This is a genomic window from Flavobacterium sp. (genome assembly GCF_044371705.1).
Classification (GTDB): domain Bacteria; phylum Bacteroidota; class Bacteroidia; order Flavobacteriales; family Flavobacteriaceae; genus Flavobacterium.
This window is the reverse complement of sequence record NZ_JBILTE010000043.1, coordinates 1-16,206: the sequence shown is the minus strand read 5'-3', so window position 1 is coordinate 16,206 and position 16,206 is coordinate 1. Positions and strand designations below refer to the sequence as shown.

Annotated in this window: 14 protein-coding genes; all 14 read right to left on the bottom strand. The window is 37.5% G+C overall.

Annotation, left to right across the window (positions count from 1 at the left end; translation table 11 throughout):
* Positions 1-299 precede the first annotated feature (299 nt).
* Positions 300-1,436, bottom strand: coding sequence for a DegT/DnrJ/EryC1/StrS family aminotransferase (locus tag ACIQ2S_RS04825; RefSeq protein ID WP_396173385.1), 1,137 nt, complete (start codon positions 1,434-1,436; stop codon positions 300-302).
* A 201-nt stretch (positions 1,437-1,637) separates the two neighbouring features.
* On the bottom strand, positions 1,638-2,180 hold the full coding sequence (locus ACIQ2S_RS04820; protein ID WP_396173383.1) for a sugar transferase: 543 nt from the start codon (positions 2,178-2,180) through the stop codon (positions 1,638-1,640).
* Positions 2,181-2,453: 273 nt separating this feature from the next.
* Positions 2,454-3,107: an acetyltransferase gene (locus ACIQ2S_RS04815; protein WP_396173381.1), complete on the bottom strand. Its 654-nt coding sequence runs from the start codon at positions 3,105-3,107 to the stop codon at positions 2,454-2,456.
* Positions 3,108-3,176: 69 nt separating this feature from the next.
* Positions 3,177-3,791, bottom strand: a complete 615-nt coding sequence (locus tag ACIQ2S_RS04810; protein ID WP_396173379.1) for a sugar transferase — start codon at positions 3,789-3,791, stop codon at positions 3,177-3,179.
* A 12-nt stretch (positions 3,792-3,803) separates the two neighbouring features.
* Positions 3,804-4,934: a glycosyltransferase family 4 protein gene (locus tag ACIQ2S_RS04805; RefSeq protein ID WP_396173377.1), complete on the bottom strand. Its 1,131-nt coding sequence runs from the start codon at positions 4,932-4,934 to the stop codon at positions 3,804-3,806.
* Positions 4,935-6,092, bottom strand: a complete 1,158-nt coding sequence (gene gmd, locus ACIQ2S_RS04800; RefSeq protein WP_396173375.1) for a GDP-mannose 4,6-dehydratase — start codon at positions 6,090-6,092, stop codon at positions 4,935-4,937.
* 178 nt (positions 6,093-6,270) lie between these two features.
* On the bottom strand, positions 6,271-7,221 hold the full coding sequence (locus ACIQ2S_RS04795; protein WP_396173373.1) for a GDP-L-fucose synthase family protein: 951 nt from the start codon (positions 7,219-7,221) through the stop codon (positions 6,271-6,273).
* A 253-nt stretch (positions 7,222-7,474) separates the two neighbouring features.
* On the bottom strand, positions 7,475-8,617 hold the full coding sequence (locus ACIQ2S_RS04790; RefSeq protein ID WP_396173371.1) for a glycosyltransferase family 4 protein: 1,143 nt from the start codon (positions 8,615-8,617) through the stop codon (positions 7,475-7,477).
* A gap of 8 nt (positions 8,618-8,625) precedes the next feature.
* The gene (locus ACIQ2S_RS04785) at positions 8,626-9,528 is read right to left on the bottom strand and encodes an NAD-dependent epimerase/dehydratase family protein (RefSeq protein WP_396173368.1); all 903 of its coding nucleotides are present in this window, start codon (positions 9,526-9,528) and stop codon (positions 8,626-8,628) included.
* 2 nt (positions 9,529-9,530) lie between these two features.
* Positions 9,531-10,622 carry a glycosyltransferase gene (locus ACIQ2S_RS04780; protein WP_396173366.1) on the bottom strand — a complete coding sequence of 364 codons (1,092 nt, stop codon included), beginning with the start codon at positions 10,620-10,622 and terminating at the stop codon, positions 9,531-9,533.
* Positions 10,612-11,631, bottom strand: a complete 1,020-nt coding sequence (locus ACIQ2S_RS04775; protein WP_396173364.1) for a RimK family alpha-L-glutamate ligase — start codon at positions 11,629-11,631, stop codon at positions 10,612-10,614. Before ACIQ2S_RS04775 ends, ACIQ2S_RS04780 begins: the two co-directional genes overlap by 11 nt.
* Positions 11,632-12,247: 616 nt before the next feature.
* Positions 12,248-14,140, bottom strand: a complete 1,893-nt coding sequence (asnB, locus tag ACIQ2S_RS04770) for an asparagine synthase (glutamine-hydrolyzing) (RefSeq protein WP_396173362.1) — start codon at positions 14,138-14,140, stop codon at positions 12,248-12,250.
* Positions 14,141-14,142: 2 nt separating this feature from the next.
* A complete protein-coding gene (locus ACIQ2S_RS04765) occupies positions 14,143-15,273 on the bottom strand; it encodes a CapA family protein (RefSeq protein ID WP_396173359.1) in 1,131 nt (376 codons plus the stop codon).
* Positions 15,270-16,206: hypothetical protein (locus ACIQ2S_RS04760; protein WP_396173355.1), on the bottom strand; the 937-nt coding region annotated here is incomplete at its 5' end. The genes ACIQ2S_RS04760 and ACIQ2S_RS04765, both read right to left, overlap by 4 nt.

The window sequence follows — 16,206 nt, the reverse complement described above, 5'->3', positions numbered from 1 at the left end:
TCTTAACAAAAAAAATGATTCTTGTTACTAAACAGAATTTCTTATTACTCCTATAACAATTTATACTTTAGTAAATTTACTAATAAAATTTATATTTTTTCAATAAACTGCTGCTTATTTGAGTCCCAAAAAGTGACAATAACACTTAAAATTAAGAGAAAACCTGTTTTTTAAAATCATTCTAAATGCAAACTAGGAGAAATTCTTCATTTATTTTTTCCTACTTGATTTTTATTCAATCTTTAATTATCTATAACAAAAATCTACATTTATAGGTTCTTTGCGTTTTTTATACCACTCTATTTTAAATAACTTAAAACACCTTTTTTTATACGATTTTTATCTTCCTCTGTTAGATTCGACCCCGATGGTAAACAAAGCCCCTTTTCAAATAAATCTGCAGCTATCGTAGAACCGTAAAAAGGATAATTTTGAAAAATGGGTTGCAAATGCATAGGTTTCCACAAGGGTCTGCTTTCAATTTGTTGCTCTTCGAGTGCCAACCGTAAACCTTCCCTAGTTAACTTTTCTGTATTTTGATCAATCACGATTGTAGTTAACCAATGATTGGAATGATAATCTACTGAAGGCTCTTGCAGCAATTTTACAAAAGAAAAAGGTTTGAAAAAATCGGTATAGGTTTGGTACATTTTTCTTCTGCTATCCACATGATCATTTAACACTTCCATTTGACCTCTACCAATGCCTGCACAAATGTTACTCATTCGGTAATTATAGCCAATTTCACTATGTTGATAATGCGGAGCATTATCTCTTGCTTGTGTGGCTAAATAAACAGCTTTTTCTTTCCATTCAGTCTTTTGGGTAACGAGAGCTCCTCCTCCGGAAGTGGTGATGATTTTATTTCCATTAAACGATAGCACACTAATGTCGCCAAAAGTCCCGCATTTCTGATTTTTATAACTACTCCCTAATGCTTCTGCACTGTCTTCTAGAATGGGAATTTCGTACTGATTGGCAATTGTGCGAATTGCATCCACCTGATAAGGCATGCCGTATAAGTGCACCGCTATGATTACTTTAGGTTTCTTTCCTTTTTGAATTCGGTCCTTAATTGCCTCTTCCAAAGCATCTGGACACATATTCCATGTGGATGCTTCGCTATCTATAAATATGGGAGTTGCACCCAAGTATACAATTGGGTTGGCGGACGCCGAAAAAGTCATGCTTTGACAAATAACCTCATCGCCGGGTTTCACATTCAATAAAATAAGTCCTAAATGCAAGGCTGCAGTACCGGAACTCAAGGCTGCTACTTTTACTCCCGAGCCTAAATAGGTTTCAATTGCTTGTTCAAATCCCAGTACGTTTGGCCCCAGTGGTGCCACCCAGTTGGTATCGAAAGCTTCCTGAACGTATTTTTGTTCCGTTCCTCCCATATGGGGTGAGGATAACCATATCTTCGTTTGGGACATATTTTTATAACAAAATCGCAAATATCTGTCAAATATACGGTAAGATTTTAGTTATAAGAATGGTTTTGGGGATATTTTTGATTTTGTAGGTGCTGAGGTGCTGAGGTGTGGCTAAAGGATTTTGATTTTTTCTTGCCCCAGCCCGTGTTGGCGGGTGGAAAAAACCTGCGTTCCAAAGAACTTTATTTATAACAGTTTTTACTATCTAAAAACAGTTTTCCAGAGGATTTTGAGGTCGCCGATAAAGGTGTGGTTGTAGTAATAATGAAGGTTCATGCGGACTTTGTCAGGGAAGATTACAGTGTCGTTGTAGTGGAGCGGGTCTTGCTGAAGTGCTAAGAGTGCTTCTTCGTTGGCATATTTGATGCTAGCTTCGCAGGTGAGTCCCGGTTTGAGCTCGAGGATTTTTCGAGCCTCACCTTGCAGTTGGTCGTAATAACCGGGAATGTCGGGACGTGGACCAACGAAAGACATATCGCCTTTCAAAATGTTCCAAAGTTGCGGCAATTCGTCAAGTTTGGATTTGCGGAGGCAGGCTCCTACTATTGAAATGCTTTGCGTTTTTGGATGCATGGTACGAAGTTTGTATAAGGTAAAGGGTTTACCAAATTGGCCGATGCGGGTTTGGGAGAAAAAACCTGATGACTCATAAATTAATGAAAGAATGCTCACAAGCACCAGCATAGGAATAAGTCCAATAATTATTAGACAAAATGAAAATAGGCAATCGGCGACTCGTTTCAATTAAAAAAATTCTGATAGTCCGTTTGTTGTCATATTACTTTTATAGTAGCAATGTTCACTTCCAAAATTTACAAGGAGATAAAATAAGTTGATAGCATGAGTAAATAAATTAGTATTAATTATGGGTTCTTACGGACAATCAGAAACCTGAAATTCTCATATAGTTTCCAAGTTTACCTTTGCCATTTTTTTAAATTTTCCTGGCAAAATATCTACCTTACCAACTTAAAAAAAAAGTCTATTCATTCTACTCGTATTCTTGGCTGATTTTTTTTATAAATTACCCGAATCTTTAATCACAATTTTTTCCAGGTGTTTGAACATTATTGTTTCGTTGTCGCCTACCGGTTTATATATAGTCATGCCTGCTGCAATTTTATTGTTATCGCCTATAGTCATACCGGGAATCGTGCAACTGTTTGTTCCAATTAAGTTGTTTGTTCCTATTTTTGTATTGCCGGAAATTGCCACTTGTGGACTGATAAAATTATAATCACCCATTTGTGTATCGTGACCGATGGTGCATCGGGAATTCAGCATATTAAATCGACCGATTTTGGCTTTGGCCCCTATTGATGCATTATGTGAGACTACAGTTCCCTCTCCAATTTCGCATGATGGTGATATGATTGCTGTTGGATGGATTAATCCAGTAAAAACAGCCCCCTGAGCTAAAAATTCTTCGATGATTGTTTTTCTGTACACAAGATTTGCAATACCCATCAAATAATGCACGCTTGGGTCGTATTTATGTTCTTTAATAGCACCTAAAAAAGGTTCGGAAAAACCATAATGATGATAGTTTTTTTCATCATCATCTATAAACCCTTTTACTGTTATCCGATCGGCAGGACGAGCACTGTTGTGATGATTAATGTAATCTCTTAATTCAGCAGCATGACCTCCGGCACCAATTATTATTATCATTTTCATTGTTTACCTTATTATATTAAATATTGCTCTTAACTATCTGTAGCAGAATTGAATCGAAACTATTTATTCCTCGTAATTACTTCCTTTAAATGCTTCTATGGTTGCCTGACCTCCACCACTTATTCCTTCGCGTTTACAAACTTTAATTAGTGTCAGAAAAATAATTTTTATATCTAAAGTTAGTGATAGATTGTCAACATACCACACGTCGTAGTCAAATTTTTGTTCCCACGAAATGGCATTCCTTCCATTCACTTGAGCCCATCCGGTAATGCCTGGTTTTACTTCATGACGTCTGCTTTGCTTCTTGGTATAAAGTGGCAAATACTTAACCAACAGGGGGCGTGGTCCTATCAGACTCATATCGCCTTTGAGAACATTTAGTAACTGAGGGAGTTCATCAAGTGAGGTTGAGCGGATGAACTTTCCCACTTTTGTCAGGCGTAAATTATCAGGTAATAATTTTCCGTTTTTGTCTTTTTGATCATTCATGGTTTTAAACTTTATTAATTTAAAAGTTTTTCCATTTTTTCCAGGTCGGTCTTGGATAAAGACAACTTTACTACTTTGAACTGCTGCCAGTAAAACAATTATAACTAATAAAATTGGCAAAAATATGAGTAAAATAAAAAGAGCCAATACAAAATCAACTACTCTTTTAAAAAAATGTTTATACATACTAAGTTACAATTATAGAAACTGCTTGGCGTTTTCAACTGAATATTTTTCAGAAGCTATGAGTGCATTTTCCGCCAGTTTCTCTAGCAATAGTGGTTGTAATTGGTGCTTTTTAATGAAATCTTCAACAAGATCCACTTGATTGCTTTCAAACACTTCTCCAAGTGATTCATTAAGCACCAATTTTGCTAAGGCTGAATTTTTCGGGGCTATACAAATGATTGGTACTCCTGCCGACATTAGATTATAGGTTTTGCTTGGTATACTTAAATCGGAAGCTTCCCGGCCTACAGTTACCAAAGCTAAATCAGCAGCTGAAAGTGTAAATGGCAAATCTTGTGTAGGTTGCCAAGGCATTATACTAATGTTTTCTAATTTTAATTCTGAAATTCTTAGTTCTAAAGCACGGTATTTATCTCCGCCTCCTATCAACAAAAAATGCAAATTTATAATGTCTTGCATCCGATTTGCAAGTTCAACCAATATTTCTACAGGGTGTGATTTACCCATATTCCCTGAATACATTACTATAAACTTGTCCTGTAAATGGTGTTTTTTTAAAAAAACATTCTGCTTTTTCATGATAGGTTGCAAAAAATGATTGTCGGTCCAAACCGGGACCACTCGAATTGCATCTGCTTCAATATATTTTGACAATCTTGCTTTCATACCCTCAGTTATTGTATAAACATTGTGAGCTTGCGAATATACTTTTCTGTTCGCCTGCTCCCACTTCCTTATGATCCATGACTTCTCTTTAAAATATTTAAACTCCACCAAGGCATCCGGATAAATATCATAAACTAATAGATCATAAGTGTTTTTACAAAATAAGGGAATCAAACTACTAAAGGGCGGGTTTGAAACCAAAAATAAATGGGCTTTGGGATATTTAAACTTAATTAAAAAGAGTGTTTTTACAAATGCCATCGCCCATGTTGTAAGCCTTCTAAATGAGGAACTTCGGTCATAGGAGGCTAGTTTTTCAACTTTAACAACTGCATCTAACGCATTGTTTCTAGGATTCAAATACCCCGTCATTAAAATCCGCTCCTCTGCAACCTCTGCAAAAGCCGCAATTATATCAATCATTAAGTAGCCTGCACTCTGATTGACAAAAACAACTTGCTTTTTTGAAATCATTTACTCTACTTGGTTTAGTATCGTGTGTCCACCTTCGGTCAAATGGATGTCCTTTTGAAATAATTTTACATCTGCAGCCATCATTTCTGCAACTAGGGCTTTCAGATCATACTTTGGCTTCCAACCCAATTGAGTCTGTGCCTTTGTAGGGTCGCCTATTAACAATTCTACTTCTGTAGGTCGGAAATACATAGGATCTACTTTTACCACACTGCAACCAATTGGCAGTTTCATAGCAGTTACCTCTTTCCCTGTTGCTTGCTTAAACACTACTGCATTAATACGCTCTAAAATACCAACTTCTGCTACTCCTTCTCCTTCAAAACGCAACTGCAAACCCACCTCGGCAAACGCAATTTTAATAAATTCTCGCACGCGAGTGGTTACACCTGTCGCAATCACGTAATCTTCCGGTTTGTCCTGTTGTAAAATACGCCACATTGCTTCCACGTAATCCTTTGCATGCCCCCAATCTCGTTGAGCATCCAAATTCCCCATATACAAATCGTTTTGAAGACCTAAAGCTATTTTAGCTGCGGCTCGGGTAATTTTTCGGGTTACAAATGTTTCTCCACGCAATGGTGACTCGTGGTTGAACAAAATCCCATTACAAGCATACATGTTATAGGCTTCTCTGTAGTTAACTGTAATCCAATACGCATACATTTTTGCAACTGCATAGGGGGAACGGGGATAAAAAGGTGTGGTTTCACTTTGTGGAACGGCTTGCACCAAACCGTACAGCTCCGACGTAGATGCTTGGTAGATTTTGGTTTTCTTTTCCATTCCTAATAAACGTACAGCTTCCAAAATACGTAAAGTTCCTATTCCGTCGGCATTGGCTGTATATTCCGGTATATCAAAACTTACTTTTACATGCGACATTGCGGCTAAATTATAAATTTCATCCGGTTGCGTTTCTTGGATAATTCGCGTGATGTTCATCGAATCGGTCATGTCGCCATAATGTAGTTTCAAGCGTATTCCTTTCGCATGCGGATCTTGATATAAATGGTCGATTCTGTCTGTATTGAAAAGCGAGGAACGTCTTTTGATTCCGTGAACCATATAGCCTTTTTCAAGCAATAATTCTGCTAAGTAGGCTCCGTCTTGTCCGGTGATTCCGGTTATAAGTGCTGTTTTTTGAGATGTGCTCATTTTATTGTGGATTATTTATTATTGTTTTGGATTAATTGGTTATGGGGTTATTCGTTTAATCGGTTAGGGGTTATTCGGTTAGCGGTTAATCGATTATGGATTAATCGATTATGGATTAATCGGTTAGAGGTTAATTGGTTATGGGGTTAAACGATTAAGCGATTAAACAGTTAACCATTTAACCCTTCATCTTCACTTCCTTAAACGAATGTTCGTGTTCCAGAAACCACTGATAAGTTGATTTAATTCCGTCTTCCAAAGTGATTTTTGATTTCCAGCCTTGATTGGCCATTTTGGAAACATCCATTAATTTTCTTGGAGTTCCGTCCGGTTTTGATGTATCCCAAATAATAGGTCCGGTGTGTCCAACTGTCTTCTGAATCAATTCTGCCAATGATTTGATGGTTAAATCAACCCCGGTTCCAATATTGTATAAGTGCTCCTCTAAAGGATTTTCTAAAGCAAAAACAACCGCAGCTGCTAAATCGTTCACGTGTAAAAACTCCCGCATCGGGGTGCCCGAACCCCAAAGAGTTACTGGTTCATTTTTATTGGTTTTTGCTTCGTGAAATTTTCGTATCATAGCCGGCAATACGTGTGAAGTCTGCAAATCAAAATTGTCGTTAGGACCGTATAAATTTGTTGGCATTAGGCTCACAAAATTTTTTCCATATTGTTTGCGAATTGCCTCACAGGCTTTCAATCCCGAAATTTTAGCAATGGCATACCATTCATTGGTGGGCTCCAAAGAGGAAGTTAGCAAGCATTCTTCTTTTAATGGCTGTGGTGCCAATTTTGGATAGATGCACGAACTTCCCAAGAAAATAAATTGGTCAACCTCTTGATGCAAGGAGGCATCAATAAGATTGTTTTGAATCTGCATGTTTTCCATTAAAAAAGTAAATGGATAATTATTGTTGGCCATTATTCCGCCAACTCGTGCAGCAGCGTCTATAACTACATCTGGTTTTTCTGTAGCAAAAAAATCCTGAACGGCCGTCTGATTTCTCAAATCTAGTTCTTTGCTGGTTTTTCCAATCAGATTTTCATACCCTTTGCTTTTCAAGGCGTTCCATATTGCAGTTCCTACCATTCCTTTGTGTCCGGGGATGTATATTTTTTTGTTCATTTTTTTTCTTTAAGGTACTGAGGTGCTAAGGTACTAAGGTGCTGAGATTGGTTGGAGTGAATTGGTTAAAAGGTTAAACCTTTTTCTCTTCCGATTATTTTTCTTCTATCTGAACTTCTTGATTGTTTTTACCTGATTTTGTTTTGCCCCAATCCGCCGCGGCGGAAGGCAAAATCAGGAGGGTTATGGATATGCTGTTTTCAATTGATTTGTTGGTTAAATCTAAACGATTAAATACTAACCGATTAACCAATTATCCCTTAAAAATACTGACTAATTCATACGCTGCCGCGTTCATGCGACTATCATACGATTCATAAATCTGTTTAGAAAAATCTCTATTGGGATAAGATTCTAAAATCTCCGTTAATTGCTTCACATTGTGGGGTTCAAAATAGGTTCCTGTTTCTTGTAATTGTTCGATATTCACTGCTAAATTAGCGGCAATGACGGGGGCTTGTAACGATTTTGCATCTTCAATCACCGTGCTCCACCCCTCAAACAAACTGGGTTGAAGGATTGCTTTGGCATGTTTCATCAACAACAATTGATCGCCTCGCGGAATTAATCCCAAAAAGCGAATGGAATCTTTTAAATCATTGGCGTTGATGATGTCATGTAATTCTTGTAAATAAGGTGAATCCGGTTGCTCCGGAAAACGACCGGTAATTGCCAAACAAATGTTTATTCCTTTTTTCTTTAGTTCAGCAACAGCTTCAAAAGCAACCTTATGGTTCTTGTGTTTATGAAACTGATTACTAATCATATAGTAATGATCTTCCAGTTTATATTGATCTCGTATCGCTTCATACGATACTTCGGGTAATCCCTCAATAATCGAAACAAAGTGGTAGATGTGTATCCTAAGAGAGGCCGGAATTTTAAAGAACTTCAAAAAATCATCTTTTACGGCCTGACTGGATACTACAAGGTCTTTGGAGTTTTTTAAAATCAATTTGATACGTTCGTTTCGTTCAATTCGTTTTCTTTTGGTAAAGAATTGCGGATAATAAAAGTGTTGTAAATCGGCATACCACGACACCAGCTTCGCATCCAGCTTGCTTTTCACGGGATAATCATGCATGGGGAAAATGGCATCCAATTGATGACTTACAACCAACTCATGTACAAAAACATTTTCATTTTTTAAAAAAGACTGCATATATCCCTTATAAATAGATGGAAAATCATGAGCTACTTTTTCCATGTATGGGTAGTCAATTTCGTCGATGTACTTTTTTAATTGGGGATTGTAAACTAATAAAATTAAAGGCTTGTCTTCATCGTTTAAAAACCCTAGTGTCTTTACAATATTTAAATTATAAATCACCCCGCCCATCCATTTGGGATTAAAATTAAACAGGATTCCTAATCTAAATCTACCCTTTTCTTCCATCTAACGAATTAATCAATATCTAGTTCGGCAGCCCAATTAATGTATTCTTTTATCCCCTCTTCTATTGTTTTACTTTTCACATAACCCATCGATTCTATTTGAATAATACTTGCCCTCCAATGCAAAGGATCTCCTTCTTTGAGTTGTTGATTAAAAACGATTTCTTTTGAACTTCCCAAGTACTTTTTATATAATTCGGCAATATAGGCAATAGAATAGGCTGCACCATTTGCCAGATTTATTGGTTCCCCAGCGAAAGATGCCTTTTTTAAAATTAAATCTAATGCTTGTAAAACGTCTTCTATATGAATAAAATCTCTTGTTTCCTGCCCCGTTCCAAACAATTCAACAATTGGTTGTGTTTTAAATTTGTTGAACAAATCCCAAAGCAATTGCTTTTTTAATCCATTCCCGTACGCTGAAAAAATTCTTACAGAACAAGTTTTCAATTGATAATACTCATAAAACTCTTTGCAAATTTGTTCCGCTTGTAATTTGTGTAAACCATAGGGTGACAAAGGATTCAAATCAGCTTTTTCAAGAATCGGCAAACTTGCAGGATTGCCATAAACAGCTGCACTCGACAGGTTAATAAACTTGCAGTTGGTCTGATTTGTTCGGATTGCCTCTAGGATTTTAAAAACATTGAGCGTATTTAGTGTAAAGTCTTTCAGCGGAAACTTGATTGACAACGGAACACTAGCCGCACCGGAACAATTGATACAAACATCTACTTGATTGTTTTCAAAAAGCGAATGATAGCTGGAGTTGGTTGCGTCTATTTGAAAGTAATTTTTATCATTGTATTCGGTTACCACATCGCAACCAATTACGTCATAATTGCGTTTTTTGAAAAATTGAGTAGCATGCGTTCCGATAAAACCTTTGGACCCTATAATAAGTATTTTCATTTTTATCTTTCTGTATTAGGTACAATAAACTGTTCAAATTGTTCGCAAATATCTATTAACTCGAATGTTGAAATAAATTCATTTCCCTTCCAACCCATTTTTTCTCTCTTAGCTGGAAAATCTATCAAATATTGAAGTTTTTGAGTAAATTGAATCTCATCATTGAGCGGTACTAAATAACCCGTTTCGCCGGAAATAATCAAATCACTTGGTCCCGCCACACAGTCATAGGCAACTACGGGTAAGCACGCAGCCATAGCCTCGCCTATAACATTCGGAAATCCCTCTGAAGCAGAAGTAAATGCAAAAATACTACTTGTTAAATAGTACTTTTCTACATCTTCTTGTTTTCCTGTGAATACTACACGATCTTCCACCTGCAATTTTTTAGCTAATTCTTCCCATTGTTTTTGATTGGATTGCTTCAGATGATCATATCCAACTAATACTAACTTCCAATCCTCTGCATTCAAATTTGCGAAAATTCTAATTAGTACATCTTGTTGCTTTATTTTGATGTATCTCCCTACCATTAAAATGACTTTTTCACGTTTTAATTGCCTGTCAGCAATGGGTCGGATTGGATTTCCAATTACTTTAAAATGGGAATGTGTATACATTATTTTAAAGACCTCTAGTCCTTTTTGGGTTTGAACGATAACTCCTTTTGCCCGAGGATATAGCTTCCTTCGTAAAAAATCATGCACTTTACCTAAACTTTTATCGGGTTGAGCCCTGTCTGAAACATAAACAGGGATTTTTGTGCCTAGCAGGGACAACAACACCATATTGTTCCATGTTTCGCCAAAGGACAATACACTGATAGGGTTGATTGCTCGAATTGTTTTTCTTAAAAATGCAATTGTTTTGACTGTGTGAAAAAGTCGCTTCGAATTGTCGAATTCAAAAGATGGTTTATGGATGAGTACTCTTTTAGAAACTTCATAAAACACTTCTCTTTTTATTCCGTACAGAACTAAATGCACCGTATATTTTTCTGTGGCAGCAAAATAGTTAACCAATTCAGACATGACCCGCTCCATGCCACCAGCTTGGAGGGAATGTATGACAAAACAAATGTTTTTATTTTGCATTAGTTCTCATCAGTTCCACCATCCATCCATACGGATTAAATTTTCCGGGATACCACTGCAACAATTCATCCCAATAACCTTCACAATCATTATAACCTGCATTGGCGAAGCCAAAACTTATTTCAATTACTAATGGTTTTTTGTCTGCGTCGTACACAAAATCATACGCAATGCATTGGGCATTTAATTTTTTATGAATAGCAAACGCTTCTTTGACAAAAATCTCGTCTATTTGTTCTTTTTCATAGCGAATGAAGCCGCTACCCGATGCCCGAAAATCATTTTCGCGGTTCATACGTTTGATACCAAATGCTTTTCCATCAATTACGACTATTCGTATATCCGAATCATTATTAGGTATAAATTCTTGAAAATAAAGATAATTCATTTCACTTCCTATTACTTTTGCGTAGCGAGGGGGTTGCACCATACGTACAATTCCTTTCACTACCTCTTTGGCATTCGCCTTCCCTAATCGCCATTTACGTATGCGTTCTTTTAGGCTTCCCCAACCGTCATAGGCCGGAAAACCTTTTCCAAAAGCCTTTTTAACGAGTAGATCTGCTTCCTTTTTGGAATGCACGAGCCGGACATTTTGTGAACCCGCTCCTCCCCTTAATTTGAATACTTTGGGAAACGACGTCTGCTCAATCCACTGCTTTGCTGTTTCTCTGTCATAAAAAACCCAAGTCTTCACCAAGTTAATTTTCAATGCCTCCAACAAGTACTTTTGTCCTACTTTGTCATCAAAATGCCAAGCAGTATTAAAATTCGGAAAAACGTTCATTCCGCTTTGCTCCAATGAAAAGAGTAATGACTTTGCCATGACAATATCTTTGAAACCCGCTTGGTTGTAATGCCACATTAACGCGGAGCAACCCTTTAATTCTTCCACAATATCATTCGAATAACAGTCCACTAATTTGTAGGGAATGTTGTTTGCATTGCAATAGTCAATCCATAGGTATTGAAATAAATGTTTGCTTTTATTATTGTGGATGGCGATCATGGGGGTTGGTTGGTTAATCGGTTAATGGATTAATTGGTTAATGGGTTAGTTGTTTAATTGATTAAAAGTAGTTGATTTTGAATTTTATTTTTAGTTATGAAATTTGCCTGATTTTGTTTTGCCCCTATCCCTAAATGGAGGCAAAATCAGGAAGTTCAGTGTTATTTGGTTTTCATAGTACTATAAGTGCTAATCTGTTTGGAAGAACGGTTTGCCTGATTTTGTTTGCCCCCGTCCCTAAAGGGAGGCAAAATCAGGAAGTTCATTGTTATTTGGCTTTTATATTTCTAAAAGTGCTCATCTGTTTGGAAGAACGGTTTGCCTGATTTTGTTTGCCCCCGTCCCTAAAGGGAGGCAAAATCAGGACGTGCAAAGTTATTAGGTTTTCAATTGCTATTTGTGCTAGATGTCTTTCGAAGCAATATTTTTTTTTCCTCTCTTTAGAACAAAAAAAACCAAAATGATGACTTTAAAATACTTGCTGCCAAATTTTGTTTAAGTCTAACCTATCGTGGCTTGTATCAAAAACAAGACGTTTACAGTTGTTAATGATTTGGTAACACAACGATTAAACTTTTAAACGATTAACCACTTAAACTCTAACCTATTAACCCCCTCAATCCAAATACATTTGTGCCCAAATCTCAAACCCCATCACTAACCAAATCGCGTCTAATTGCTCGGGGGTGGCAGTGGGGATGTTTTGTACCCAGGTTTTTAATTGGTCCAGTTGAAAGAGATTTCTCTTAATTAGACCGGGCTCAATCTGCTTGTGCCATTTATCTTGAAAAACATTTGTTGCCAAAAAAGAACGCAGTGGGATTCCAAAACCCATTTTATCACGGTAGGCGAATTTTTCTTCAAACTTATCCGCACAAATATCTTTCAGAACTTTTTTCCCTTCTAATTTATTGTTATGTAGAGCAATTAATGCCTCACCAGCAGTATTTAAAGCCGTCGTGACCATTGTATTATCTAAAAAGGGCACGCGGTTTTCGATGGAATGTGCCATCGACATTTTGTCCTGCCGCATCAACAAATCAGGTAAGTAGGTCAATAATTCGTATTTTCGTTGACGCAAATTGGTAGTACCTTTTAGTTTTTTAAAAGTACTGTTGCGGTGGGCAATTGCTTTTGAAAAATCAAAATCTTTTTTTAAGGCATGGGCCGTAGTAATACTGCCAAATGCCGTTTCCATAATCATCCGCTTGTCACCATCTAACGTATAACGCAGATAACTACCTAGGTGTTTAAGGTTTCTTTTTAAACCCCCCAACCATTGTTTGTTAAAAGGCGAACCTTTTTGGGCTCTTATAAAACGACTGTATCCGGCTAAGGACTCATCCGCTCCTTCGCCGCTTAAAAGTACCGTCACGTGCTTCTTGGCTTCCTGACTTAACAAATAAATCCCAATTGTATTCGGGTGATTCAAAGGATGTTCAAAATGCCAAATGGCTTTTTCGAGTACTTCAAAGTAATAGTCGGCATCCATCTCATATTTGTGAGCTTTTAGAGCCAACTTTTCCGCAACATAATCGATGTATTTTTCTTCTGAAAATGCAGGGTCTTTAAACGTAATGGAAATAGTTTCCAAGTTTCCTTGGTCTACCTGTTGAGCAGCATAGTAGGTAACCAACGAAGAATCCACTCCTCCCGATAATTGGCAACCCACTTTTACATCACTCATCATTTGAGAAGTTACGCTTTTTTGCAGTGCCTTTTCAAGTACCTTTTTTGTTTCAGTAACGGTAATCTCTTCTTCTCCTTCTGCATTGATGTCATAAAAGATTTGTGTGCTAACTGTTCCGTCTTTTATGCGTACAAAAGTTCCAGGGGTGCAATTTATTATGTTTTTAAAAAGAGTCGTATTGATCACATTTCTAAACAACAGAAATTCATCCATACTACTGAAATCCGGTTCGAATGTAAAATCGGGTAATGCTTTGAAACTTTTCATCTCTGAAGCAAAGGCGATGCGGTTTTCCTCTTGCAATAGGTACAGTGGTTTGATGCCAAATCGGTCTCTTGCCAAGAATAAGGTGTCTAGATTGAAATCATAGATTGCCACAGCAAACATGCCGTTTAACAGCGTAAGCATATGCTCCATGCCATATTCCATGTAGAGGTGCAGGACAATCTCGGTGTCTGAGGTGCTTTTAAAAGAATGTCCTTTTTGTTCTAATGCTGCTTTGAAATCAAATGCATTGTATATTTCACCATTCATCATTAGCACCACTTTTTGATCGGGACTAATCATCGGTTGATGTCCATTGGCCGATAAATCCAAAATACTAAGGCGATTGAAACCGAATAGCAGGTCTTTTGGAGATTGAAAATTCAACTCTTTTTCAATTCCAGATTCTTCGTAGTTTCGCTCTTTTGTGTCGACACCAACGATACCTGAATCATCCGGACCGCGGTGTTTTTGCAATAAAAGCATTTGACAAATCGTCTGCGTACTTTTTTCGCGGGTATTGTTTAAATGGTAATAGCCGGTAAATCCGCACATACTTATTTGGTGGGGTTGATTGTATTGATTAAAATATCGCGATGTGCCTCACAACGGATTAAATTAGTATACAGTAATTTTTTCTTTTTAGTAATTAGTTGTGGCAAAAGTCCTCTTTTGAATAAACTCGGTAAATATTTCCCCTGATAGGGTTGTATCCAAGTATCCATTACCGGTTTCCATGAAGCAACATAGTTAGCGAATCGTTGTTCCAGAAGCAAATCATCAGCGATAATACCGTTCAATTGGTCTACACTTTGCATTGCTGTACTTTTTTCTTCATCCGAAAGTAAAAACACCCCGGGTTGTTCATTGTTTTGATTAAAATATTCCAGTTCAAAAGTGATGGGTTGGTGCTTTTCAATTTGCAATCGAACCATCATTCCATTGTTCCACGGTTTATTACGCAAACCCGGCCAATCGAAACAAAAATTACCCAAACTGTAAAAAATGGGTGCCTCTTGATAAACTTCATATCCCGAAATAATGTGCGTATGATGTCCGATTACTGCGTTGGCACCTGCATCCACAAAAAAACGATACCATTTTTTCATCCGCGGACTCGGCAATTCATAATGTTCGTGTCCGCCATGTGCGATAATGATGATACAATCGGATTTTTTCTTTGCCTCCTGAATCTGATTAAAGACATTCACTAAATCTATTGGATGACATCCCGGAGTTGTATCAAAAGTAGTTGTCCATTCATTTTCCGCTACATTAATCAATGCAACAGTTAGGTCGTCTTTTTTATAATAAAATGTTTGCGATGCTTCTTCAAAGTTTTGACCACTGCCCAACCATTGTATCTGATGTTTTTGCAAAGTTTCATAAGTTTCCTGCATGCCAGCCCAATCGTAATCTTTAAAATGGTTGTTGGCGGTAGCTACTACTTTGCAATTCAAGTACTGCAATATCGCTGCAGTTGCCGGTGCTGCTTTGATATGCGGACCGGTTTTGGCAATGGCGGTTTGTGCCGTAGTCAACGGACATTCCAAATCGAGCACGTTTAAATCATTTGCAGCAAAGAATGGCCGGACAGTGCCAAACAGCGATTCATTATCTGCTGTTTTCAGTTGGTCTTCCACTCGCATCCAGGGACAAAAATCGCCTGTAAATCCTATTTTTATCATAGATAATCCGCTAATTGATCAGTTGAAATAAATACTACATCCGGCCATTTTTTTACAATACTTTTTAATAGAAAATCGAGGTCTTTCAATCCCCGTTCGCTATTTTTAGCATCGATATACCCAATATAATTGATTCGATGGGAGCAAATTACAGCAGGTTTCTGCCATTGAAAAGCACTCGCTATTTGTGCCATACAACTGTTTACCCAATCTCGATTGGGCTGCATTGACGGCTCAAACACACAATTTCTACTATTGTACTTCAAGCCTAATGCATTGGTTTCTCCGAAATAGTGCGGTACTTTTTTATATTGGTCAAACACACCCGTAGGAACTAACTGCGACGGAATCCCTTGTATCCATTGTACTCCGGCTTCTGCTAGGGTTTGTTCAATAGCAGGGTCCCAATTGTAGCACGGAGCAATAAACGATTTTGAAGGTTGGCCAAACAGTTCTCGAAACAGTTGCAAACCTTCCGCAATAACTTGCTGTTGTTCAGGAATATCTTCCGGACTGTCCCAATCATAGGCTTCCATAAAACTGTAATCGGCTACTCCCGAATAGGTGGCTTCCCTGTCAAAACAAAACAATGCGGCTTCGTTTTGATTTTGCAGTACCTTTAACCAGCGTTTGTAATTCAAGTGCTCGCGGCCGTGAAATTGCGGTTGGAACACACCTGTCGCTTGACCTTTTTTCCAAAGTGCAACCGTTTGGGCATGATTGGAATATCGTTTAATCGTTTCCGTTACTTTTTCGTAATGAAACTCCTGATAATTGGAGGCTTTTATTTTTTGAAAATCCGGATTTGCCATAATGCAATTGGCGGTAATTTTTGCCGGTAGACCATCACTCCCTTTGTATTTACCTACTACTTCAAACAAATTGGTTAAATCACTTTCGCTTTCTAAAGCATCCTCTTTGTAGACACTGTTT

Coding starts and splice junctions, on each gene's coding strand:
- ACIQ2S_RS04825 (WP_396173385.1), bottom strand. CDS start 1,436: ATGTCCCAAACGAAGATATGGTTATCCTCACCCCATATGGGAGGAACG.
- ACIQ2S_RS04815 (WP_396173381.1), bottom strand. CDS start 3,107: ATGATAATAATAATTGGTGCCGGAGGTCATGCTGCTGAATTAAGAGAT.
- ACIQ2S_RS04810 (WP_396173379.1), bottom strand. CDS start 3,791: ATGTATAAACATTTTTTTAAAAGAGTAGTTGATTTTGTATTGGCTCTT.
- ACIQ2S_RS04805 (WP_396173377.1), bottom strand. CDS start 4,934: ATGATTTCAAAAAAGCAAGTTGTTTTTGTCAATCAGAGTGCAGGCTAC.
- gmd (WP_396173375.1), bottom strand. CDS start 6,092: ATGAGCACATCTCAAAAAACAGCACTTATAACCGGAATCACCGGACAA.
- ACIQ2S_RS04795 (WP_396173373.1), bottom strand. CDS start 7,221: ATGAACAAAAAAATATACATCCCCGGACACAAAGGAATGGTAGGAACT.
- ACIQ2S_RS04790 (WP_396173371.1), bottom strand. CDS start 8,617: ATGGAAGAAAAGGGTAGATTTAGATTAGGAATCCTGTTTAATTTTAAT.
- ACIQ2S_RS04785 (WP_396173368.1), bottom strand. CDS start 9,528: ATGAAAATACTTATTATAGGGTCCAAAGGTTTTATCGGAACGCATGCT.
- ACIQ2S_RS04780 (WP_396173366.1), bottom strand. CDS start 10,622: ATGCAAAATAAAAACATTTGTTTTGTCATACATTCCCTCCAAGCTGGT.
- ACIQ2S_RS04775 (WP_396173364.1), bottom strand. CDS start 11,631: ATGATCGCCATCCACAATAATAAAAGCAAACATTTATTTCAATACCTA.
- asnB (WP_396173362.1), bottom strand. CDS start 14,140: ATGTGCGGATTTACCGGCTATTACCATTTAAACAATACCCGCGAAAAA.
- ACIQ2S_RS04765 (WP_396173359.1), bottom strand. CDS start 15,273: ATGATAAAAATAGGATTTACAGGCGATTTTTGTCCCTGGATGCGAGTG.